The following is a 21,411-nucleotide window of genomic DNA, read 5'->3' on the forward strand; positions in this document are numbered from 1 at the left end:
AATGGCTGCTAAGAAAAAGACGCTAAAGGTAACGCAAATCGCGAGCCCAATTCGTCGCCAGGCTGATCAGCGCGCTACGCTCGTTGGGCTTGGTCTTAACAAAATGCATAAAACTCGTGAGCTGGAGGATACTCCTTCCGTTCGCGGCATGATCAACAAGGTGCACCACCTGGTGCGCGTTGAAGATTAAGCTCACGTAGGAGATAACGCATGAAACTCAATCAACTAAGTGACAATCAGGGTGCTCGCAAAAGCCGCACTCGTGTTGGTCGCGGTATCGGTTCCGGCAAAGGTAAAACTGCTGGTTCAGGTCACAAAGGTCAGAAAGCTCGTTCCGGTGTTGCTATTCACGGTTTCGAGGGTGGTCAGATGCCTATCTATCGCCGCCTTCCAAAGCGTGGCTTCAACTCTATCAATCCGAAGTCATTCGAGGTTGTTAACATTGGCCGTATTCAAAAAGCGGTTGATGCGAAGAAGCTGGATATCAAGAAGCCGATCACGATCGAAACTCTGGTCGAAGCGGGTATCGTTGGCAAAGTTAAAGACGGTGTTCGTCTTCTTGCCAAGGGTGAGCTTACTGCAAAGATCGACATTACTGTTACTGGCGCCTCAAAAGCAGCTGTAGAAGCTGTTGAGAAAGCAGGCGGTAAAGTTTCAGTTGCGGAATAAATATCCGCACGTAGAAAAAGAACCCCGGGCTTAGGTCCGGGGTTTAAACGCTTGGGGCATATGCCTCTATCTAACAACGAAACATTGGGCTGGAGTATTATCCTATGGCATCAGCTGCGGAACAATTAGCGCAGAATTTTAGTTTTGCTTCTATTGGCAAGGCAGAAGAGCTTAAAAAACGTATCTGGTTTGCACTGGGTGCCCTGATTGTTTATCGTTTGTGTACGTATATTCCACTTCCGGGAATTGACGCGAACGCCCTGGAGAACATGTTTGCAAGCCTGGGCGGCGGCTTCCTTGATATGGTCAACACTTTTTCTGGCGGAGCCTTGCAGCGGATGTCGATCATCACGCTCGGTATCATGCCATATATCTCTGCGTCCATCATCATGCAGCTTCTGACAACGATGAGCAGCCATTTTGCTCAGTTGAAGAAAGAAGGCGAGCAGGGACGTAAGAAAATCAACCAATATACCCGCTACGGTACAGTTGTTCTGACGATCGTTCAGGGGTACGCCATGGCGACTAGTCTGGAAACTCAGGCTGGTGTCGTCGTTGATCCGGGTTTCTTCTTCCGATTTACAACGGTTGTGACACTTGTTGGCGGTACCATGTTCCTGATGTGGCTTGGCGAACAGATCACCCAGCGCGGTATCGGTAATGGTATTTCACTGATCATTTTTGCTGGTATTGTAGCAGAACTGCCAGGGACTATCGCCCAGGCGTTTGAACTGAACCGTGCTGGTTCCATGTCACTGACTATCTTGCTTGCCATGATTATTGGTGCAGCCGCTTTGATCTGGTTTATCGTTCTGTGTGAGCGCGCGCAACGCCGTATTGTCATTCAGTATCCAAAGCGTCAGCAAGGTAACCGCATGATGCAGGGTGATACATCACACCTGCCAATGAAGCTGAACGTATCTGGTGTTATTCCGCCGATTTTCGCAAGTTCAATCCTGTTGATGCCTCTATCTATTGCCGGCTTCTATTCTGCGGGTGGTCCAGAGTGGTTGACAACAGTCACATCAGTGCTTGGGCCAGGTCGTCCAGTATATGTGGCGCTTTATATCCTGCTGATCGTATTCTTTGCTTTCTTCTACACGGCTGTTGTTTTCAATCCGGAAGATACTGCCGATAACCTGAAAAAACATGGTGGCTTTGTGCCAGGCATTCGCCCAGGCGCACGTACAGCGGAATATCTGGACTATGTACTGACACGCCTGACAGTCATTGGATCTGCGTATCTGTCCATTGTATGTGTTATTCCGGAAATTCTGATTTCCCAGGCTGCAGTCCCATTCTACTTGGGAGGTACAAGTCTTCTGATCGTAGTGAATGTGACAATGGACACAGTGTCACAAATCCACAGTCATCTGATGGCACAGCAGTATGAAGGTCTTCTGAAGAAGGCACGTATCAAAGGAAAAGGAGCGCGTCGGTGATTGTAATTTTATTCGGACCTCCAGGTGCAGGTAAAGGCACTCAGGCGCAGCGAATTGAAAAAGAACGTAATCTTGTCCAGCTTTCAACGGGTGACATGCTCCGTGCCGCTGTTGCAGCGGGTACAGAAATGGGCCTGAAAGCAAAAGAAAAAATGGATGCAGGGCAACTGGTATCAGACGATATTGTTATTGGTATCATCCGTGACCGCATTCAGGAGCAGGATTGCAAAAACGGATTTATTCTTGATGGCTTCCCGCGCACAGTAGCGCAGGCAGAAGCCCTGGATGAAATGCTTGTCGATCTTGGCCGTAAACTTGATTTTGTAATCGAGATGAAGGTCAATGACGAGGTGCTGGCTGATCGTGTAGTTGGCCGCTTCTCTTGCGCCAAGTGTAACGAAGGATATCATGACACCGAAAAACCAACAAAGGTTGACGGTGTGTGTGATGTGTGTGGTGGTACTGAATTTACTCGCCGCAAGGACGATAACCGGGAAACAGTAAGTAAGCGCTTGGCTGCATACTATGCTGATACAGCTCCGGTGCTTCCTTACTACGAGAAATCTGGTGTACTTCATTCCGTTGATGGCATGGCCTCAATCGAAGAAGTTGCTGCACAAATGAACGCGGTTTTTGCCGCATAAAAAATGTGTCACCAGACGGGTTGACGTTTGAGGGTTTATGCATATAATCCCCGAACTTCGACGTGTCTATGGCATTAGTGTATGGACTGCGTCGATTAGGTATGGACAAAGTCCAAATTTAAAACAGGAGATAAGGTCGTGGCGCGTATTGCAGGCGTTAACATCCCGACCAACAAACGTGTAGAGATTGCTCTCACTTACATTCACGGAATTGGCCACACAACTGCCACTGATATCTGTGCAAAGCTGGATATCCCTCGTGAACGTCGGGTAAATGAACTTTCAGATGCTGAAGTAATTCAGATTCGTGAAATGATTGATAGTGACCTAACGGTTGAAGGTGATCTTCGTCGTGAAGTTGCTCTGAACATCAAACGGTTGATGGACCTCAAGTCTTATCGTGGTCTTCGTCACCGTAACAAGCTGCCAGTTCGTGGCCAGCGTACCAGCACCAATGCGCGTACTCGTAAGGGTAAAGCGGTTGCGATTGCCGGTAAGAAGAAATAATTCGTCTTTAAGAGCTAGTCTTTTAAGGCGCTGTTTAGGACTCCCACAAAGAAAGATAGGGTCTGACTGAAATGGCAAAAGAAGCTAAGTCAATTAAGCGTCGTGAACGCAAGAACATCTCTAACGGTGTTGCGCACGTTAACGCATCATTTAACAATACCATGGTCACCATCACTGACGTGCAGGGGAATGCTATCTCCTGGTCCTCTGCGGGCATGATGGGGTTCAAGGGTTCTCGTAAATCTACGCCTTACGCTGCACAGGTTGCTGCTGAAGACGCTGGTAAAAAAGCACAGGAACACGGCATGAAGACTCTCGAAGTCGAAGTCAAAGGTCCTGGTGCTGGCCGCGAAAGCGCTCTGCGTGCACTGCAGGCGATTGGTTTTGTTATTACAAGCATCCGTGATGTTTCACCGGTACCTCACAATGGTTGCCGTCCTCCGAAGCGTCGTCGCGTATAAAGAAGTATTGGTTATACGTAAGAGTATTGGCAAATATCTTAATGCGTGTAGCATTAATGCAAAAAGGGGTTTACCAACGTGATCCAGAAAAACTGGCAAGAACTTATTAAACCAAATGCACCGACTATCGAGCCGGGCGCTGATCCCCTTCGTAAGGCAAAACTTGTTGTTGAACCACTAGAGCGTGGTTACGGGATGACACTTGGTAACGCCCTGCGTCGTGTGCTGCTGTCTTCACTGCAAGGCGGCGCCACTACTGGCGTTCAGATTGAGGGTGTACTGCACGAATTCTCCAGCGTACCTGGCGTACGTGAAGACGTGACAGATATCATCCTGAACATCAAACAGATGCCTGTACGCGTCACTTGTGACGGTACGAAGCGTCTGCACCTTACTGCATCAGGTCCTGGTGAAGTGAAGGCGTCACAGATCAGCGAAGTTGCGGATGTTGAAATCCTCGATAAAGACCTTGTTCTGTGTCACCTTGATGAAGGTGCTACACTGAATATGGAACTGTTCGTTTCCTCGGGCAAGGGCTACGTCCCTGCAGACCGTAACCGTCCGGAAGATGCGCCAATCGGCCTTATTCCTGTTGATGCGCTCTACAGCCCTGTGAAAAAGGTTAGCTACAAGGTTGAGAACACCCGTGAAGGTCAGGTTCTTGATTATGACAAGCTGATTATGGAAATCGAAACAGACGGTACTGTTACACCTGAAGATGCGCTCGCATTCGCGGCCCGTATCCTTCAGGATCAGCTGAATGTCTTTGTTAACTTCGACGAGCCAGAAGTGGCTGTTGCTGCTGACGAAGACGAAGAGCCGACTATCAACCGCCAGCTTCTGCGTAAGGTTGATGAACTTGAGTTGAGCGTACGCTCCGCTAACTGCCTGAAGAATGACAACATCGTTTACATCGGTGACCTTGTTCAGAAGACAGAAGCAGAAATGCTGCGTACACCAAACTTTGGTCGTAAGTCACTTAACGAAATCAAGGAAGTTCTCGCATCTATGGGACTTCGTCTTGGTATGGAACTCCCTGCATGGCCGCCAGAAAACATTGAAGAAATGGCGAAGAAGCTAGAGCAGGACTTTTAAAAACCCTCCCCTCGCTGGACGAGGGGACACCTACCGGTACTATGCTGAATACTCAGTACAAGGCCGGATAGGGCAATTGGAGTAAAAACTATGCGCCATAGAAAAGCTGGCCGTAAACTGAATAGAACTCAAAGCCACCGTAAGGCTATGTTCCAGAACCTTGCACAAGCACTGTTGAAGCACGAGCAAATCGTTACAACACTGCCTAAAGCAAAAGATCTGGCACCTATCGTTGAGAAGCTTATCACTCTCGCGAAAAAAGGTGGTCTGGCAAACCGTCGTCTGGCGATTGCTCGCCTTCAGGACGAAACTCTTGTAACGAAAATGTTCGGTGAACTTGCTGATCGTTACAAAGAGCGTGCTGGTGGTTACACGCGTGTTCTGAAAGCTGGTTACCGTCATGGTGATAATGCACCAATGGCTGTTATCGAGCTTGTAGATCGCAACGAAGATGCAAAAGGTCAGGACAGCGGACCAACTGCTGAAGTAGATCTTGAAGACGATGCAGCTTAATTAAGCACACTTCTTCGACGAAATTAAAGGCGGTGCACCAGAGTGTACCGCCTTTTTCTTTGGTACTTGTAGCTAAAATGCACGCGTGAAAATAACATTCGCGCTAATTACCGAGTTACTGTCCACCAGAGGACTATTCTTAATCTCTGCTCCGAGCCATGTATGTGTTAGCCTAGTGCGTACCATGCCCCCAAAGGCTGGTAGGTTGACCATAAACCCCGCTTCGGTGTTCAGGGTGCTGCTACCTTTATAATACGCACGCTCACTGGTTGCTTCCTTCATCTGAACACCATAGTAATAGTCAACATACTTCTTATCGAGATATTGTAGATCAATAAAAGGTTCCAGAGAGAATGGGCCCTTTCGGACCGGGTAGGAGATGCCAGCTCTAAGCTCATATCCATTTGATTTACCCAGTATGTCTGCAAGAAATGCGCTGCGAACAGTGATGTTCTGAAATTTTGTATCAAGACTGGCACCTATGTCTATTGACGTACTGCGCGTGTCCATGCCTTTGAAGATGGGGCTGTCTGATTCTTTATATCCGGCGAAACGGGGCGAAGCTGTTATGGCAACTGTAGTAGCCTGATCATTGTAAAGTTTATACCGGACAAAGGGACCAAAGATTTCAAGATTATTTTTTCTGTATGCAAGGACGGGCACAGGGATTATCCGGCTTGAATAGCCTTTGTAAGGTTCCGAGCTAATGAAAGTTGCGGCACCCCAATAAAGTCCCTCCGGTGGCCCGGAACGAGGCTGTTGGGCATTATCTTCCCACACGGGCGGCTTATCATCCTCTGCAAACACTGTAGGTGCAGATACTAGGCATAAGCATAATGCGGCAGAGACCGCAGTAAAAGGTTGTACCGAATACATATGTCATCCTTGGTAACCATGAAAGTTACCACGTTGTACGTTTGGTAACCTCTGGTAGATTAACGAAAGCATAGATCTTTTATGACATCTATTACATCGCGCCCTTCAGGGCATTGCGATTCATGGTTCTGCTCATCCAGTATAGAGTGAGGAGAATGATCACAGCATATACCCCAATCATGAAATGCCATGGAGCATAGGGCGGGGTTTCCCCTGCGATTAAGGCTGCTATGACCTGAATTTCTGTCCAGAAGGGCATGAAGGTCCGCCAGCGTTCCTCTACAACATATCCCCCCATAATGAAGGTCAGCGGTAATATACTGAACAGCCCAACATAGGTTTGGCCTTCTTTAAAGCTTTTTGCATAGCTGGCGAACCCCATCATCAAAGCGGACAACAACATAACCGTTGGCGCGGCGCACACCAGAAACATTATGCAAACGCTGAAAGGGATGGAAAAGGCCGTGGTGTCCAAAAGTGTGATAAGGCGTAAGTAGCAAAGATAGGCTGTGCTGACACTTATCGTCAGACCTGTCATGCCGACGGCAACCAGCATCATCCATTTTCCAGTTGCGATAGCAAGCGGCGGGATTGGTTGCAGCAGAATAGGGAACAAGCCATTGCGCTCTTTTTCACCAGCGGTGCAGTCAATTGACGCCGGCATCAGTCCATAAATTGGTGTCATCAGCAAGAGCATAACCAGCAGTGGCGCGATCTCACGGAGTAAATTCTGCTCCATCGTCACACTATTTTGGTCCTCTACTCTGATTTCAAAAGGGGTATGCAGCGAAGCAGGCAGGCCAGCGGACTTGATGCGCTGCTGCGAAACGGTATTTCGGTGATCCTTTAGAATGGCTTCCAGCGTCATAACGGCCAATCGGTCTTTGGATAAATCTGCCTTGATTAACAGTCCCGGCGCAGTGTCAGTTTCAATCAGTTCCTGATAATTTTCTGGTATGATTAAGTGAACGTTGGAATCTTCGCGGTATGTATAGCCTACGTTCTCAAGTTTCTGCAGTAACAGCGGCGCATAATCGCCACCAATAATGTTAATGGGACGTGGGGCGCTTTCCTGACGCAGACTATCGGCTTGATAAAAGACACTTATCATCATCGCCACAGGCAATAACATGCTGACAAGTGTGATGGTGATCATGGCGCGCTTATCGCGAAATGTTTCACGCATTTCCTTAACAAAGATTGTCCAGGTGGCTAGCGCGGTTGCTTTAGGACCCATCATTTTAAACCTACCTTTATCATGAATGCATCTTCGAGAGTGTCAGCGCCTGTTTCAGCAATCAGGGCATCAGGTGTTTCCTCGGCACAGACTTTACCATCCGCGATAACAGCAACACGGTTGGCGAGAAGGGAGACTTCCTGCATGACATGACTGGAAAATAAAATCCCGGTGCCGTTATCACGAAGCCGCATAAGAAGGTGGCGCAGTTGCCTAACAGCGTAGACATCCAGGCCGCGTGTAGGTTCGTCAAGTATAAGATAATCCGGTCCGTGTACCATGGCGCGTCCCAGGGCCGTTTTAACAGTCTGACCATGACTGAACCCTTTGGTCCGCCGATCAATGATGTCTTCCATTTCAAGCATACGTACGGTGCGATCAATCGCAGTTTTTAACGTTTTACCCGTCATACCCTGAAGGTGGCCAAAGAACTGAAGGTGTTCCCGTACAGTCAGATTGGGATACAGGCCAGCTTTGTCCGGGAAAACACCTAGCTTTTTCTTGGCATCGATCGGATTCTTGAAGGGGTCCAACCCCTGAACGCTTACATGACCTTCGTCAGGGATCATCAGGCCAGTCATAATGTTGATGGAAGTGCTTTTGCCGCTTCCATTCCCGCCAAGGAGGGCGACAATCTCCCCTTTGTCAAAGCCAAAAGAAACATCTGAAATTGCAATCAGATCGCCAAAAGACTTTTTCAAACCATGAACCGAAATCATATGCCCTCCATGCAGTGATGCTATGGACTGTAGCGGTGTCTTGTGCATACGACAAGACTATAGGCCATATGTGTGCTTCCTCTTTTCTGGGTATGGAGGCTGTGTGCTACCTGATGATTTTACCAGTTATATCATGTGTTTGTCACAAAACCGAAACGTCCAAAGGCGATATCTAGGATGGTTGTTTAGGGCACAGACCCCTGTATGTCAGGTTTCTTATGCGTAAGTATCGGGTCGTGCAGGGGCTAAGAAGTTTTTGAGGGCCCAAGGGAAGTCATATGCCTTCTGTTAAGTATTTGGCCACATTTATCACGCCCGCACAGGAAGATAACACCTGTGCCGAGATATATGATCGCTTTATGGCGGAACCAGATTTGATTGCCGTCCCTGTAGTCGCCAGCGACAAGCCGATTGGTCTTTTGAAGCGCACTGAGTTTTTGGTCAAGCTGGCTGATCGGTTCGGGCGGCCACTGTATGAAAAACGTCCTGTAACTGTGTTGATGGATGCAGCGCCTTTGCTGGTGGACCTAACAGCGGATGTGCAAGACTTGTATCGGCAGCTTGCCACCAGCAATCAGGCTGCGGTACATGAAGGCTTTATCATAGTTGACAAGGAAAAGTATTTTGGCGTGGGCACGGCTGTAACACTCTTGCAGGCGAATATTCGGTCAACTGAAGAGCGTATGAAAGAGCTGCAGAAAGCCAAACTGGTAGCCGAAGCAGCAGCGCGAACAAAGTCACAGTTTCTGGCCACGATGAGCCATGAACTACGGACGCCCCTGAATTCCATCATTGGTTTTTCTGACTTGATCATTGGGGATAAGCTTCAAGTCTTTCAAAGCAATCAGGTTCTGAATTATGTTGAGGATATCCGGAACAGTGGCCAGCATTTGCTGCAGGTGATCAATGGTATTTTAGATATGTCTAAAATTGAATCCGGGAATTTTGAACTCCGAGAGGACTATGAGGACCCGTGTGTATTGGCTGAACAGGTCGTACGCATGATGTCATCGGTCGCGGCGAAGAAAAGCATCGCTGTTACAATTGAGTGCACTGTCAAAGGGATGGATGTATATGCTGACTTGCAGGTCCTGCGTCAGATTCTGTTAAATTTATTATCCAACGCCGTTAAGTTTTCTCCACATCATAGTCAGGTTGTTTTGAAAATTGAGGAAACCGCTACTGGACAACTGGTATTCACCGTTTCAGATAAAGGGTGTGGTATCCCGGAAGAAAGCCTGCAGGAAGTTCTGAAGCCCTTTACGCAGGTTGATGGGGTCTTTGCCCGCCAGCACGAAGGTACGGGGCTTGGGCTGTCTCTGGTAGTCGCATTTGTAGAAGCACACAGCGGCATGTTTGAACTGATAAGCAAACAAGGGCAGGGGACAGATGCTATTGTAACACTTCCCTCAGAGCGGACCATTTCAGCAGCTGCGCCAACGCTTCACAGCTGTGGCGGGATGATCTAGGGCCGGTAGTATCCCCTTCTGTGGCTTGATTGATGGCTATGTCCTTGAAGATTCTGTTTCTTTGACTTGTCATTGCCACATTCCCTCGCCATATACTGTGGCATGATCAAGCTAGATCGGGGATGTGTCGCTGTACCATTCCTCCGCAGATTAAAAAATCAAGGAGACTGCAGGCAATGATACCTAAGCAGATTAAGATACTGTTTTCTGTACTACTGGCACTGGTAACGGCATCCGTGTCCTTTGCACAGGACAGAATTGTACCTTCGTCAAGGTCAGAGGTTCAGCTTTCCTACTCTCCCGTGGTGAAAGAAGCAGCGCCAGCAGTGGTAAATATCTATACGAAACAGGTTGTTCGCTCGCGTCGGTCTGCATTGTTTGATGATCCACTTTTCAAAAGGTTCTTTGGTGATAGCTTCAGTTTTGGTATGCCGGAAGAGCGGGTACGTGGCTCCCTGGGGTCTGGTGTTATCGTGCGCCCTAACGGCGTGATTGTTACCAATAATCATGTGATCGAAGGTGCCGATGAAATCACCGTCGTTCTTAGTGATCGCCGGGAATTTGATGCCAAGGTGGTCCTTGCTGACCCGCGCACGGATATTGCGATCCTGCAAATTAACACAGGCGATGAATCCCTGAAAATTCTAAATCTTGCTGATAGCGATACGATTGAAGTCGGAGATATTGTGTTGGCAATCGGTAATCCATTTGGCATAGGCCAGACAGTTACCTCCGGCATTGTATCTGCAAATGCACGGACACAGCAGGGTATCTCGGATTTTGGCTTTTTTATTCAAACGGATGCGGCGGTTAATCCGGGTAATTCAGGCGGTGCACTGGTTGGTGTGACCGGCGAGCTCCTTGGTATTAACACAGCAATTTACAGCCGTACCGGGGCGTCAAACGGTATTGGTTTTGCCGTCCCGTCCAATATGGTGAAGTCGATTCTGCGTGCGGCACTGAATGAAGGTCAGCTGGCGCGGCCGTGGCTTGGTATTCAGGGGCAAACGGTCAATAACCAGATTGCCATTGGCTTGGGTCTGGACCGGCCAGGCGGTGTATTGGTGGATAGTGTCTTTGCCGGAGGTCCTGCAAGCTTTGCTGGCATTAAGCCAGGTGATGTGATTATGGCGGTTGACGGCAAGGAAGTGATTGACGAGCCCGGTTTGAATTTCCGGGTGGCTACGATCGAAGACGGTGCAACAATACCGGTTGCGGTCCTGTCCGACGGTATGATTTCCGAGGTTGATGTGACATTTTCTTTGCCGCCAGAAACACCGGAGAGGAATGTAACATTGCTGGATGGGCGTCACCCCTTCCAGGGTGTGACGGTTGCCAACCTTTCTCCACGTTTCAATGACGAGCTGCAGATCGACCTTCTTAAAAGCGGTGTGATCGTTCTGAAAGTTGACCGTAAGACGCCTGCAGGTCGGTATCAGTTCCTGATGCCTGGAGATATTCTTCACGGCGTGAACGGTGTAACCATTGATAAGGTTGCGGATGTGGAAACGGCACTTGAAGATACGACGGATCAGTATGTGTACCAAATTGAACGTCGTGGCCGTATGCAGGAGTGTGCGATCGTTGCAAATCGGTCGTTCCGCTGTGGTGTTCTGAACTAAGGGCGGCACGTGTCAGACCTGTTTGAAGCAACTGCACAGGAATTGGGGCCGAGGCCTCTGGCAGACAGACTACGCCCCAAGTCACTGGACGAGGTGGTGGGGCAGTCTCATCTGCTGGGCACTGATGGTCCCATTGGCCGCATGATTGCTGCGGGCAAGATTTCCAGCCTGATTTTGTGGGGACCACCTGGTACTGGCAAGACAACGATCGCAAGGTTGTTGGCGGGGCATGGCGATCTGGCGTTCGAGCAGATATCTGCGATATTCTCGGGCGTTGGGGATTTGAAAAAGGTATTTGCCACAGCCAAACAGCGCCGTATGTCTGGGCGGGCAACCTTATTATTCGTTGACGAGATACACAGGTTTAACCGGTCCCAGCAGGATAGCTTTCTGCCGTATGTCGAAGACGGCACCATCACGCTGGTGGGGGCAACGACGGAAAATCCCTCATTTGAAATCAACGGTGCATTATTGTCGCGGATGCAGGTGCTGGTCCTGAACCGTCATGATGATGCGTCTCTCGAAGAGCTCTTGAAGGCAGCTGAAGCAGACTACGACAGGCCACTACCGCTCACAGAAGATGCCAGAATAAGTCTGAAAGCCATGGCTGACGGAGACGGCAGGTATTTACTGAACTGCGTTGAGCAGATATTTGACCTTGCCGGTAAGGATGATATTGATTCTGCAGGGCTGGCAAACTTACTTCAAAAGCGAGCCCCCGCGTATGACAAAGACCGTGAGGGGCATTATAATCTGATCTCGGCACTGCATAAATCGCTGCGCGGTTCGGATGCAGATGCTGCCTTATACTGGACTGCACGTATGTTGACGGGCGGTGAAGATCCTATGTACATCATCAGGCGCCTGGTTCGGTTTGCATCGGAGGATATTGGCATGGCGGACCCACATGCCATAACGCAGGCGCTGGCAGCCAAAGATGTGTATGAATTCCTTGGCAGCCCTGAGGGCGAACTGCAAATTGCACAGGCCGTTGTCTATCTGGCGACTGCACCAAAATCCAACGCCGCATACATGGCAGAAAAAGCTGCCAAACGGTCAGCCAAGAAAACTGGTAGTTTGATGCCGCCTGCGCATATTCTGAATGCCCCGACCAAGCTGATGAAAGATATTGGATATGGCAAAGGGTATGCGTACGACCATGACACAGCTACAGGTGTATCAGGGCAGAATTATTTTCCTGACGAAATGCCCCGGGAAGCCTTTTACCAGCCTGTGGAACGTGGGTTTGAACGCGACATAAAAAAGCGGCTTGAGTATTTTGAAAAGATCCGCCGCGACTATCAAAGTGACAAAAAAGACCAGTAGCCTATATAAAGGGCTATGAATGATTTTACCCATTTTATCGGTATTGACTGGTCAGGTGCCCGTGGTCGCCGGCACCCCGGTATCCGTATTGCTGTATGTGCGGCGGGGGCAGGTGCGCCGCGCTTGGTTATGCCGCCGTCCGGTATGAAGAATTGGTCACGAACCGAGGTACAGCACTGGATCGCAGATGGTATGGGGCTCACAGATTCTGATAGGGCGCTTGTCGGTATTGATAGCGCCTTTGCTTTACCCCATGCGGATAAGGGCTTGTATTTCCCAGACTTTGCAAATGACCCGGACGCTATTTTTATGTGGGATTATATTGATGATCATTGCGGCACAGATGATGATCTGTATGGTGGCGGTTTCGTCGATGCATATCGTGAGCATTTTCACCTGTCCGGTGGTGGCAAAGGTGTACATTATGAAAGACGTTTGCGTGTAACGGAGCAAATTTCGATCACCCGAAAAGATGGCCCGTGCGAGAGCGTTTATCATCTTATCGGCCCTAGCCAGGTTGGTTTGTCGGCACTGTCAACGATGCGGATGTTGGCGTTTCTGCATTTTCAGGATGACATTGCTGTCTGGCCTTTTGTTGAGCCGGAAGATGAGCGGTGCGTGCTGGTTGAAATATACGCTGCGAGGTTTGCCGGACTGGCGGGCCATAGGGGTAAAGTTCGTGACGGAGAAACGCTTGATACTTTACTTGCGGCCCTTGGTAGCCATAAGACAGGTATTACTGGCGGTATAGCAGACCACGTCAGCGATGCAATGTTAACCGCGGCTGGATTGCGGGCAATTGCTGCGACGCAAAAATACTGGCATCCGGATGGGCTTTCCGATAGGGTGCGCGAAACCGAAGGATGGATATTCGGTATAGAATAGGAAACCTGCATGAAGATGATTGCTGCAATTGCTTTAGGGGGTGCGCTTGGCGCGGTGTCACGGCATTATATTGCGGCACAGGTCTTGAAGCTTCTGGGGCCAGGGTTTCCCGCGGGGATTTTCTTTGTCAACATTCTGGGTAGTTTCCTGATGGGGGTCGCGATAACGGCTTTTGCCCTGAAATTTGAAAGTACACCCGAACTTCGCGGTTTGATAACTGTTGGGTTTCTAGGTGCTTTTACGACTTTTTCGACATATTCAATGGAAACAGTCTTGTTGATAGAGCGCGGCGATTGGGGCGGTGTTACCCTCTATACCGGAGGGTCGGTAATTCTTGGTGTTCTTGGGCTTATGGCCGGAACATGGATCGGAAGATTAGTTTTATGAGTGGTGTTCAAAATTTAACTGTACAGCCCGATGACGACGGTACACGGCTTGATCGCTGGTTTAAGCGGCATTTCCCGGATGTAAGTTTTGGTCGTTTGCAAAAAGCCATGCGCAAAGGCGAAGTACGCCTGGACGGTAAGCGCGTGAAAGGCAAGGAGCATGTCGCCACCGGGCAGACAATACGTATTCCGCCGCTCGACAGTATCGCAGGAGCTGCTCCGAAGGCAGAAAAACCGGTACGAAAAAGGCTCAGTGATGCCGAGGTGCAAGAAGTCAGAAATTGGGTTCTTCATATTGATGATGATGTGATTGTCCTGAATAAGCCCGCGGGTTTGCCTACACAGGGTGGTACCGGACAGTCACGGCATCTGGACGGGTTGCTGGACGCACTTCGGTATGATGCACCCCAGCGCCCCAAACTGGTTCACAGGCTAGATAAAGATACGTCCGGGGCTCTCTTGTTGGCGCGAAACAGTCAGGCAGCAGCAAAGCTTGCCAAGGGCTTTGCATCCAAAGACACACAGAAAACTTATTGGGCGATTGTTAAAGGCGTGCCGCAGCAGCAGGATGGACGCATTAGCATGCTGATGGAAAAAGCGCCGATCAAAGGGAACGAGCGTATGATCGCCAGTGATACTGGCAAAAAGTCAGTAACGGACTTTAGTGTTGTCGAAAGAATGGGGCATGAAGCCGCCTGGTTGGCGCTGCAGCCGCTGACAGGACGAACCCACCAACTGCGTCTTCACTGTGCAGAAATGGGGACACCGATTGTTGGCGATGGAAAATATGGCGGCGCTGAAGCATATCTATCGGGTGCTATTTCCAAGAAGCTTCATTTGCATAGTTACCGGGTGCAGTTTCCGCATCCTGCCGGTGGGATATGCGATGTATCCGCACCGCTACCGCCCCATATGGCAGCCAGTTTTGATATGCTGGGGCTTGATCTGTCTGCTTATGAAGACCCGTTTGAGGAAGAATTTTAATCATGTCTGGTTCCGAGTTTAACAAAGTAATTATCTTTGACTGCGACGGCACGCTTGCCGATGGTCAGCATATGATCACAGATTCCATGAACCTATGTCTGGACCGTTTTGGTATGGAACGCCTGGACCACGCAGATGTGCGCCGCATTATTGGACTATCCCTGATGGAAGCTTTTCAGGTATTGAAACCTGAGTTATCTACGGATGATCATGCCGCTTTGACAGAAGGGTATAAAAAAGCCTTTTTTGATTTACGAAGTAGTGAAGATTTTACTGCGGAACCTCTGTATCCTGATACGATAGAAGTGCTGAAAGAACTGGACGGAAAAGGCTATTGTCTTGCTGTCGCGACGGGCAAGTCGCTTCGTGGGCTGCGCAGGGTCCTGTCCCAGCACGATATTCTGGACATGTTTGTATCACTGCAGACCTCTGATCATCATCCCAGCAAACCGCATCCATCCATGGTGCAAACGGCGATACTGGATGCTGGGTCACATCCGGATCAGGCTATTGTAATTGGTGATACCAGTTATGATATGCAGATGGCAAAAAGCGCAGGCGCACACGCACTGGGGGTGTCATGGGGGTATCATGAAGTGCCGGAATTAGTGAATGCTGGGGCAACAAAGGTAGCGCATTCATTTAGAGAAATTCCAGCGATGGTTTCTGATTTGATGGCGTAAGGAATGGTCATGGTGGATGATAAGGGAAAACAGGAAGAAGATTTACGCGCCGAAGCACTGCGTCCGCGTCCGATCTTTCTACTGATTGCAGGTCTTTTCAGTATTGGTGCAATCTTCGCCTATGCTTATGAAGCCGAAATTGTAGAATATTCGGGGGGGGATGTGCTGCCTTTTGCCATCTTGTTGATTGCACTTGTTCTTTTGGCTTTGGGGACTGTTTTATTGTACCGTAATCCGCGCTTGGGAAATCGGTTGTTAGGCTATGATGCGATCATGCAAGACATGACCAAGGAAAAGTCCGCAGGTCATCAACTGTCTGCTGGCTTTAAATCAGATACTGGCATTGATGCAAAAAGACTAAACACCAGACGGAAACATTCCCGTCATACGCGGCGACAATATGCCAAGGCAACCCGCGATATGCAAAATGATAAATCTGCTGCCGTGGATAATGACGCAGTGGACCAGACAAAAACACCTGACGAGGGTAAAGAGTGAAACGTTTTTATAAAACAGTGATTGTTGTGCCTGCTGACGGTGGTCATAAAATTCAGTTGGACGGTCGGGATATTCGGACACCGAAACGGTCCACAGTTGTGGTGCCGTCAGAGCGGCTTGCGACCGCGATGGCAGATGAATGGGCCGCGCAGGAAGACACAATCAAGCCGGAGGATATGCACCTTAACAGATTGGCAAATACCGCAATTGACCGGGTGGCAACGCAAAAAGACGCGGTTGTGGATGAACTGGTTGGTTATGCACAGTCTGATTTAATTTGCTACCGCGCAGACCACCCAAAGGAACTTGTTGCCAGGCAGGCGAAAGAATGGGACCCGGTTTTGGATTGGGTTCGGGATACTTTCGGGGTTGATCTGAAAACAACAACAGGTGTTTTGCATGTTGCGCAGTCTGATCAGGATGTGCAGCGAATAAAGACAGCAATTGATGCGCTGGACGCTTATGAGGTATCGGGCTTGCATGCTTTGACAACCGGTTTCGGGTCTGTTGCACTTGCGCTTGCCTGTTTGCGCGAAGGACGTGACTTTGAAGCCTGCTGGACAGCGTCACGTGTTGATGAAGATTTCCAACGCGACAAGTGGGGAGCAGACGCAGAAGCCGATGCAGTTCGGAATGCACTCTACTCAGAACTGAAAGTTGCAGACAAATATTTAAAACTACTCAAAACTCTTTAAAAGGAACAAGCACCCGCGGATAAAAGAGCGTGGGCAAGGCCTGGAAGGATGATAGATGAAGGAAATTCTGGAACGGTTAGAAGCTAAGCGAGAGGAAGCGCGCCAGGGCGGCGGGCAGGCCAGAATTGATGCACAGCATGCGCGCGGTAAACTCACAGCCCGTGAGCGTATTGAGCTGCTTCTGGACGCTGATAGCTTTGAAGAATACGACATGTTTGTCGAGCATCGCTGTAGCGACTTTGGTATGGAAAGCCAAAAGTTTGCTGGTGACGGTGTTGTGACAGGTTCCGGGACTATCAATGGCCGTCTTGTCTATGTTTATAGCCAGGATTTCACAGTATTTGGTGGTTCGCTTAGTCAAACACACGCCAATAAAATCCTTAAGGTCATGGAAATGGCGATGCGTGTTGGGGCACCGGTGATTGGCCTTAATGACAGTGGCGGTGCCCGTATCCAGGAAGGTGTAGCGGCGCTGGGCGGATATGCTGATGTGTTCCAGCAGAATGTTCTGGCGTCTGGGGTAATCCCTCAAATCTCTATGATTATGGGGCCATGTGCTGGCGGTGCAGTCTATAGCCCGGCGATGACAGACTTTATCTTCATGGTTCAGGATACGAGTTATATGTTCGTCACCGGGCCTGATGTGGTGAAAACTGTAACTAACGAAGTGGTAACCCAGGAAGAACTGGGTGGAGCATCAACGCATACCACTAAATCAGGCGTGGCAGATAAAGCCTTTGACAATGATGTTGAAGCGCTGGCACAGCTCCGTCGCTTTTACGACTTTTTGCCGCTTAATAACCGCGAAAAGCCGCCAGTCAGAGCAACTTTTGACCGGCCTGACAGGGTTGAAAAGTCGCTTGATACAATCATCCCATCAAATCCGAATAAACCGTATGATATGCATGAGGTTATTCAGAAAATTGTCGATGAAGGTGACTTTTTCGAGCTGCAGCCAAAACACGCAGGCAATATTATCATAGGATTGGCCCGGATAGACGGCGAAACAGTTGGTATTGTTGCCAACCAGCCGATGGTGTTGGCGGGGTGCCTTGATATTGACAGCAGTAAGAAAGCTGCTCGATTTGTGCGGTTTTGTGACTGCTTTAATATTCCAATCATTACCCTCGTGGATGTGCCGGGCTTCCTGCCGGGGACATCACAGGAATATGGCGGGATCATCAAACACGGCGCCAAGCTTCTGTTTGCTTATGGTGAGGCAACTGTGCCCAAAATCACCGTGATTACCCGCAAGGCGTATGGCGGTGCCTATGACGTTATGGCGTCAAAGCACCTGCGAGGTGACTTGAATTACGCTTGGCCAACTGCAGAAATCGCCGTGATGGGGGCAAAAGGGGCCGTTGAAATCCTGTACCGTAAGGATCGGGATGACGCGGAAAAGATTGCAGCGCATACCAAGGATTACGAAGACTTGTTTGCCAATCCGTTTGTGGCAGCACAGCGCGGGTTCCTTGATGATGTGATCATGCCGCATAATACGCGTAATCGTATCGTGAAAGGACTGAAGAAACTTGCGAACAAGGATCTTCAGAACCCATGGAAGAAACACGATAATATTCCCCTTTAAGGACATCACACCATGGCCCGCCCCCTACCTGACGATTTACAAAAGGAGATTGCAGATACTGCGACCAAGGCAGAAGTGCGGTCGGTTGCAATCTTTGCCTTTATCGTCGGGATGCTTGTTGGGGGATGTATCGCTGGTGCGCTAATCAGCGACGTGTCGGGTGACTGGTTTTTTGCTGGGGTTGCAGTCCTGTTGGCTGCTTATTGGTATTTTTCGTCCCGCAGACGGGGCTGATTAGATAAAGAAGAGGGTCCAATCATATGTTCAATAAGATCCTGATTGCTAACCGCGGTGAAATTGCCTGCCGTGTTATTAAAACTGCCCGGAAAATGGGTATTAAAACAGTTGCCGTGTATTCGGATGCAGACGCAGATGCTCTACATGTGGAAATGGCAGACGAAGCAGTACATATTGGCCCTCCTGCTGCGGCTGAAAGTTATCTTATCGCTGATAAGATACTTGAGGCGGCAAAGGCAACAGGTGCGGAAGCCATTCATCCCGGTTATGGCTTCCTGTCTGAACGGGCCAGCTTTGTAGAAGCAGTGCAGGCGGCAGGACTCACCTTCATTGGGCCTGACCCATATGCGATCACGGCGATGGGTGATAAAATTACCTCGAAAGAATTGGCGGCAAAAGCCGGTGTAACAACAGTGCCGGGACATATGGACATTATCAAGGATGCCGATGAAGCGGTAAAGATTTCCGCACAGATCGGGTATCCGGTTATGTTGAAAGCCTCTGCAGGCGGTGGCGGCAAGGGCATGCGGATTGCGTGGAACGATGAAGAAGCGCGCGAAGGATACTTGTCCGCACAAAACGAGGCGAGATCCAGCTTCGCCGATGACCGTGTTTTCATTGAGAAATTTATCGAAGAACCCCGTCACATTGAAATTCAGGTGCTGGGTGACAAGCACGGCAATGTGATTTATCTGGGCGAACGGGAATGTTCGATCCAGCGTCGCCACCAAAAGGTTGTGGAAGAAGCGCCAAGTCCGTTTCTGGATGAAGCAACACGTAAAGCAATGGGCGAAGAGGCGGTAGCCCTTGCCAAGGCTGTGGATTACTGCAGTGCTGGTACGGTTGAATTTATCGTCGACAAGAACCGGAATTTCTATTTTCTTGAAATGAATACCCGACTGCAGGTGGAACATCCTGTGACTGAACTTGTCACGGGCGTTGATCTTGTTGAGCAGATGCTGCGCATTGCGGACGGTGAAAAACTGACAATGTCACAGGATGACGTAACCTTGACCGGATGGGCAGTGGAGAACCGTGTCTATGCCGAAGATCCACTGCGCGGTTTCCTGCCGTCTATCGGTCGACTGAGCCGTTATATACCACCCGCAGAATCAGAGACTGTGCGCGTTGATACCGGCGTATATGAAGGTGCGGAAATCTCCATGTTCTATGATCCTATGATCGCCAAACTGGTGACATACGGGGCAACCCGGGATGAGGCAATCGCTGCCCAGCGCCGGGCACTGGACGAATATTACATTCGGGGTATTGCGCATAACATTCCGTTCCTCAGTGCGCTGATGGCTCACCCACGCTTTCAGGCTGGTGACATGACGACCAACTTTATCGCCGAGGAATATCCTGATGGATTTGAAGGCGGCAGCTTAACCGATACAACGAAAGAAGCGATGGTCGTGACCGCGACAATGATCAATGCGATCGAGGTCTCCCGGGCTAGTCAGATCGAAGGGCAGATTTCTGAGCCTGAGGCACCACAGCTCATGCGCTGGGTTGTAACAATTGACAATGAAGCGTTCGATACGTCCATCATCCCTGTAGGCGATCATGCAGAGGTAGTGATCGGTTCCAAGTCGGTAGAGGTGGAAAGTGACTGGATGCCGGGTGATCCGGTGTTTAAGGGCACTATCGACGGCACATATCATGCAATCGAAATTGATTATGATGCGATTGGCTACACGCTGACCACAGACGGTGTGTCGCTGCCTGTCAGGGTTCAAACACCGCGTGCGGCAGAACTCTACAAACTCATGCCTGAGAAAATTGCACCTGACACAAGCAAGCTGCTTTTGTGTCCGATGCCAGGACTGGTTGTTTCCATTGCGGTGGAAGAAGGCGCGGAAGTAAAGGCAGGTCAGCCGCTTGCGGTAGTGGAGGCAATGAAAATGGAAAATATCCTGCGTGCAGAGCGTGACGGTGTTGTCCAGTCCATTAATGCGGCAGCAGGCGACAGCCTTGCAGTTGATGATGTTATTATAGAATTTGCTTAAATCATCACCACTAGCCTTATTGGTAGCCTTACGGGGCTGCCTAGTAGATTTATGCTCTGTCAGATGACGATAAAGTGGAGTGATGCACATGACTACCACCGCAGTGAAAGTCCGTATTTACGGCAAGGTACAGGGTGTTTGGTACCGCGCCTGGACGGAGCAACAAGCGAATGCTGCAGGCGTGTACGGCTGGGTTCGCAACAGACTTGATGGCACGGTGGAAGCTTTGTTTGTAGGTAGCTCTGCCGCTGTGGATGGCATGATTGCCGCTTGTCACCAAGGGCCGGAACACGCCAAGGTTGATCGTATTGAAACAGTAGAAGCGCAGGGCATTGCACCCAAACGGTTCGAAGTTAAGCCAACGGTTTGAAAACTATGCCCTGCGTTAGATGCTAATATTCTTTTCAAGTGCATCAGCGTCTGAAACGTTAAACGCATAGTGCCACAATTTCAGAATATCACCATCAGATTTCAGGACGAATTTTTCCGTGACACTGCTGCCATTTAGCTTGCCTGAATAAACAAGGGTAACGGTGGTACCGCTTGTCCCGACGTTGCTGTTCCAGGATATTCTGGAGCGGGACGATGTTTTAATGATAGAGGGTCTGTAGTTTCGCATAAACCCTGTAAGATCCTGACGGGAAAGCTGTTTTCTGACATCAGGGTGATAAATGTCCATATAGATGGTGTCGATGTCATTCTCTGCGACATGTGCACGGAAAGTGTCGATCAGGTCTTCTGCCTCTGTCAGGCTTTCAGAGAACCCGCATCCAGCGAGTGTTAAAATCGCTGAGATTAAAAACACTTTATGAAGGCGTTTATAGAGACTGTGCATCATTTCCTCTCTCCCCAGACAAGACGATATA

25 protein-coding genes are annotated in these 21,411 nt (G+C 49.5%); 21 read left to right on the forward strand and 4 right to left on the reverse strand.

The features are described 5' to 3' along the window. Position 1: 1 nt before the first annotated feature. The 8 genes from rpmD (at position 2) to rplQ (ending at position 5,331) form a co-directional block, all read left to right on the forward strand. Complete coding sequence (rpmD, locus tag IE181_RS09475; RefSeq protein WP_191252318.1) at positions 2-190, forward strand: 50S ribosomal protein L30; 189 nt, start codon at positions 2-4, stop codon at positions 188-190. 20 nt (positions 191-210) lie between these two features. Continuing rightward, the gene (gene rplO, locus IE181_RS09480; RefSeq protein WP_191252320.1) at positions 211-669 is read left to right on the forward strand and encodes a 50S ribosomal protein L15; all 459 of its coding nucleotides are present in this window, start codon (positions 211-213) and stop codon (positions 667-669) included. A gap of 104 nt (positions 670-773) precedes the next feature. Next, entirely contained in the window at positions 774-2,111 is a 1,338-nt protein-coding gene (gene secY, locus IE181_RS09485) for a preprotein translocase subunit SecY (RefSeq protein WP_191252321.1), read from the forward strand. Beyond that, a complete protein-coding gene (locus tag IE181_RS09490) occupies positions 2,108-2,755 on the forward strand; it encodes an adenylate kinase (protein WP_191252323.1) in 648 nt (215 codons plus the stop codon). The genes secY and IE181_RS09490 overlap by 4 nt, the downstream gene beginning before the upstream one ends. Positions 2,756-2,893: 138 nt before the next feature. Next, a complete protein-coding gene (rpsM, locus tag IE181_RS09495; RefSeq protein ID WP_191252326.1) occupies positions 2,894-3,262 on the forward strand; it encodes a 30S ribosomal protein S13 in 369 nt (122 codons plus the stop codon). 71 nt (positions 3,263-3,333) lie between these two features. Next, positions 3,334-3,723 carry a 30S ribosomal protein S11 gene (gene rpsK, locus IE181_RS09500; RefSeq protein WP_191252334.1) on the forward strand — a complete coding sequence of 130 codons (390 nt, stop codon included), beginning with the start codon at positions 3,334-3,336 and terminating at the stop codon, positions 3,721-3,723. A gap of 78 nt (positions 3,724-3,801) precedes the next feature. Further along, positions 3,802-4,818 (forward strand): DNA-directed RNA polymerase subunit alpha, encoded by a 1,017-nt coding sequence (locus tag IE181_RS09505; protein ID WP_191252336.1) that lies wholly within the window; start codon positions 3,802-3,804, stop codon positions 4,816-4,818. Positions 4,819-4,908: 90 nt separating this feature from the next. Then, positions 4,909-5,331, forward strand: coding sequence for a 50S ribosomal protein L17 (rplQ, locus tag IE181_RS09510; RefSeq protein WP_191252338.1), 423 nt, complete (start codon positions 4,909-4,911; stop codon positions 5,329-5,331). A 72-nt stretch (positions 5,332-5,403) separates the two neighbouring features. On the opposite strand, the gene IE181_RS09515 is transcribed toward rplQ, so the two are convergent. The 3 genes from IE181_RS09515 to IE181_RS09525 form a co-directional block, all read right to left on the reverse strand. Continuing rightward, complete coding sequence (locus IE181_RS09515) at positions 5,404-6,207, reverse strand: MipA/OmpV family protein (RefSeq protein ID WP_191252340.1); 804 nt, start codon at positions 6,205-6,207, stop codon at positions 5,404-5,406. Between the two features lie 91 nt (positions 6,208-6,298). Continuing rightward, on the reverse strand, positions 6,299-7,447 hold the full coding sequence (locus IE181_RS09520; RefSeq protein ID WP_191252341.1) for an ABC transporter permease: 1,149 nt from the start codon (positions 7,445-7,447) through the stop codon (positions 6,299-6,301). After that, positions 7,444-8,163 (reverse strand): ABC transporter ATP-binding protein, encoded by a 720-nt coding sequence (locus IE181_RS09525; RefSeq protein WP_191252344.1) that lies wholly within the window; start codon positions 8,161-8,163, stop codon positions 7,444-7,446. Before IE181_RS09525 ends, IE181_RS09520 begins: the two co-directional genes overlap by 4 nt. A 278-nt stretch (positions 8,164-8,441) precedes the next feature. On the opposite strand from IE181_RS09525, the gene IE181_RS09530 reads away from it, so the two are divergent. The 13 genes from IE181_RS09530 to IE181_RS09590 all read left to right on the forward strand — a co-directional run bounded on the left by IE181_RS09530 (position 8,442) and on the right by IE181_RS09590 (position 20,915). Continuing rightward, on the forward strand, positions 8,442-9,632 hold the full coding sequence (locus IE181_RS09530) for a sensor histidine kinase (protein ID WP_191252346.1): 1,191 nt from the start codon (positions 8,442-8,444) through the stop codon (positions 9,630-9,632). A gap of 176 nt (positions 9,633-9,808) precedes the next feature. Further along, the gene (locus IE181_RS09535) at positions 9,809-11,254 is read left to right on the forward strand and encodes a Do family serine endopeptidase (protein WP_191252348.1); all 1,446 of its coding nucleotides are present in this window, start codon (positions 9,809-9,811) and stop codon (positions 11,252-11,254) included. A 9-nt stretch (positions 11,255-11,263) separates the two neighbouring features. Beyond that, positions 11,264-12,580 carry a replication-associated recombination protein A gene (locus IE181_RS09540; RefSeq protein WP_191252350.1) on the forward strand — a complete coding sequence of 439 codons (1,317 nt, stop codon included), beginning with the start codon at positions 11,264-11,266 and terminating at the stop codon, positions 12,578-12,580. Positions 12,581-12,595: 15 nt separating this feature from the next. Further along, positions 12,596-13,465, forward strand: coding sequence for a hypothetical protein (locus IE181_RS09545; RefSeq protein ID WP_191252351.1), 870 nt, complete (start codon positions 12,596-12,598; stop codon positions 13,463-13,465). Positions 13,466-13,474: 9 nt separating this feature from the next. Then, a complete protein-coding gene (gene crcB / locus IE181_RS09550; RefSeq protein WP_191252352.1) occupies positions 13,475-13,852 on the forward strand; it encodes a fluoride efflux transporter CrcB in 378 nt (125 codons plus the stop codon). Next, on the forward strand, positions 13,849-14,835 hold the full coding sequence (locus tag IE181_RS09555) for an RluA family pseudouridine synthase (RefSeq protein WP_191252353.1): 987 nt from the start codon (positions 13,849-13,851) through the stop codon (positions 14,833-14,835). The genes crcB and IE181_RS09555 overlap by 4 nt, the downstream gene beginning before the upstream one ends. A gap of 2 nt (positions 14,836-14,837) precedes the next feature. Continuing rightward, entirely contained in the window at positions 14,838-15,518 is a 681-nt protein-coding gene (locus tag IE181_RS09560; protein ID WP_191252354.1) for an HAD-IA family hydrolase, read from the forward strand. A gap of 9 nt (positions 15,519-15,527) precedes the next feature. Further along, complete coding sequence (locus tag IE181_RS09565; RefSeq protein ID WP_191252355.1) at positions 15,528-16,016, forward strand: hypothetical protein; 489 nt, start codon at positions 15,528-15,530, stop codon at positions 16,014-16,016. Further along, a complete protein-coding gene (locus IE181_RS09570) occupies positions 16,013-16,711 on the forward strand; it encodes an ATP12 family chaperone protein (RefSeq protein WP_191252356.1) in 699 nt (232 codons plus the stop codon). Before IE181_RS09565 ends, IE181_RS09570 begins: the two co-directional genes overlap by 4 nt. Before the next feature lie 55 nt (positions 16,712-16,766). Next, positions 16,767-18,299 (forward strand): acyl-CoA carboxylase subunit beta, encoded by a 1,533-nt coding sequence (locus IE181_RS09575; RefSeq protein ID WP_191252357.1) that lies wholly within the window; start codon positions 16,767-16,769, stop codon positions 18,297-18,299. A gap of 12 nt (positions 18,300-18,311) precedes the next feature. Beyond that, complete coding sequence (locus tag IE181_RS09580; protein WP_191252359.1) at positions 18,312-18,533, forward strand: hypothetical protein; 222 nt, start codon at positions 18,312-18,314, stop codon at positions 18,531-18,533. Between the two features lie 26 nt (positions 18,534-18,559). Beyond that, a complete protein-coding gene (locus IE181_RS09585) occupies positions 18,560-20,545 on the forward strand; it encodes an acetyl-CoA carboxylase biotin carboxylase subunit (protein ID WP_191252360.1) in 1,986 nt (661 codons plus the stop codon). A gap of 88 nt (positions 20,546-20,633) precedes the next feature. Then, positions 20,634-20,915, forward strand: a complete 282-nt coding sequence (locus IE181_RS09590; RefSeq protein ID WP_229819303.1) for an acylphosphatase — start codon at positions 20,634-20,636, stop codon at positions 20,913-20,915. Between the two features lie 15 nt (positions 20,916-20,930). Here IE181_RS09590 and IE181_RS09595 read toward each other — a convergent pair whose 3' ends face one another. Beyond that, a complete protein-coding gene (locus IE181_RS09595; protein ID WP_191252362.1) occupies positions 20,931-21,383 on the reverse strand; it encodes a hypothetical protein in 453 nt (150 codons plus the stop codon). Positions 21,384-21,411: the final 28 nt, after the last annotated feature.

Origin of the sequence: Kordiimonas sediminis (assembly GCF_014656395.1) — a bacterium.
Taxonomy (GTDB): Bacteria; Pseudomonadota; Alphaproteobacteria; order Sphingomonadales; family Kordiimonadaceae; genus Kordiimonas_A; species Kordiimonas_A sediminis.

Coding starts and splice junctions, on each gene's coding strand:
- rpmD (WP_191252318.1), top strand. CDS start 2: ATGGCTGCTAAGAAAAAGACGCTAAAGGTAACGCAAATCGCGAGCCCA.
- rplO (WP_191252320.1), top strand. CDS start 211: ATGAAACTCAATCAACTAAGTGACAATCAGGGTGCTCGCAAAAGCCGC.
- secY (WP_191252321.1), top strand. CDS start 774: ATGGCATCAGCTGCGGAACAATTAGCGCAGAATTTTAGTTTTGCTTCT.
- rpsK (WP_191252334.1), top strand. CDS start 3,334: ATGGCAAAAGAAGCTAAGTCAATTAAGCGTCGTGAACGCAAGAACATC.
- rplQ (WP_191252338.1), top strand. CDS start 4,909: ATGCGCCATAGAAAAGCTGGCCGTAAACTGAATAGAACTCAAAGCCAC.
- IE181_RS09515 (WP_191252340.1), bottom strand. CDS start 6,207: ATGTATTCGGTACAACCTTTTACTGCGGTCTCTGCCGCATTATGCTTA.
- IE181_RS09520 (WP_191252341.1), bottom strand. CDS start 7,447: ATGATGGGTCCTAAAGCAACCGCGCTAGCCACCTGGACAATCTTTGTT.
- IE181_RS09525 (WP_191252344.1), bottom strand. CDS start 8,163: ATGATTTCGGTTCATGGTTTGAAAAAGTCTTTTGGCGATCTGATTGCA.
- IE181_RS09530 (WP_191252346.1), top strand. CDS start 8,442: ATGCCTTCTGTTAAGTATTTGGCCACATTTATCACGCCCGCACAGGAA.
- IE181_RS09535 (WP_191252348.1), top strand. CDS start 9,809: ATGATACCTAAGCAGATTAAGATACTGTTTTCTGTACTACTGGCACTG.
- IE181_RS09545 (WP_191252351.1), top strand. CDS start 12,596: ATGAATGATTTTACCCATTTTATCGGTATTGACTGGTCAGGTGCCCGT.
- crcB (WP_191252352.1), top strand. CDS start 13,475: ATGAAGATGATTGCTGCAATTGCTTTAGGGGGTGCGCTTGGCGCGGTG.
- IE181_RS09555 (WP_191252353.1), top strand. CDS start 13,849: ATGAGTGGTGTTCAAAATTTAACTGTACAGCCCGATGACGACGGTACA.
- IE181_RS09560 (WP_191252354.1), top strand. CDS start 14,838: ATGTCTGGTTCCGAGTTTAACAAAGTAATTATCTTTGACTGCGACGGC.
- IE181_RS09565 (WP_191252355.1), top strand. CDS start 15,528: ATGGTGGATGATAAGGGAAAACAGGAAGAAGATTTACGCGCCGAAGCA.
- IE181_RS09575 (WP_191252357.1), top strand. CDS start 16,767: ATGAAGGAAATTCTGGAACGGTTAGAAGCTAAGCGAGAGGAAGCGCGC.
- IE181_RS09580 (WP_191252359.1), top strand. CDS start 18,312: ATGGCCCGCCCCCTACCTGACGATTTACAAAAGGAGATTGCAGATACT.
- IE181_RS09585 (WP_191252360.1), top strand. CDS start 18,560: ATGTTCAATAAGATCCTGATTGCTAACCGCGGTGAAATTGCCTGCCGT.
- IE181_RS09590 (WP_229819303.1), top strand. CDS start 20,634: ATGACTACCACCGCAGTGAAAGTCCGTATTTACGGCAAGGTACAGGGT.
- IE181_RS09595 (WP_191252362.1), bottom strand. CDS start 21,383: ATGATGCACAGTCTCTATAAACGCCTTCATAAAGTGTTTTTAATCTCA.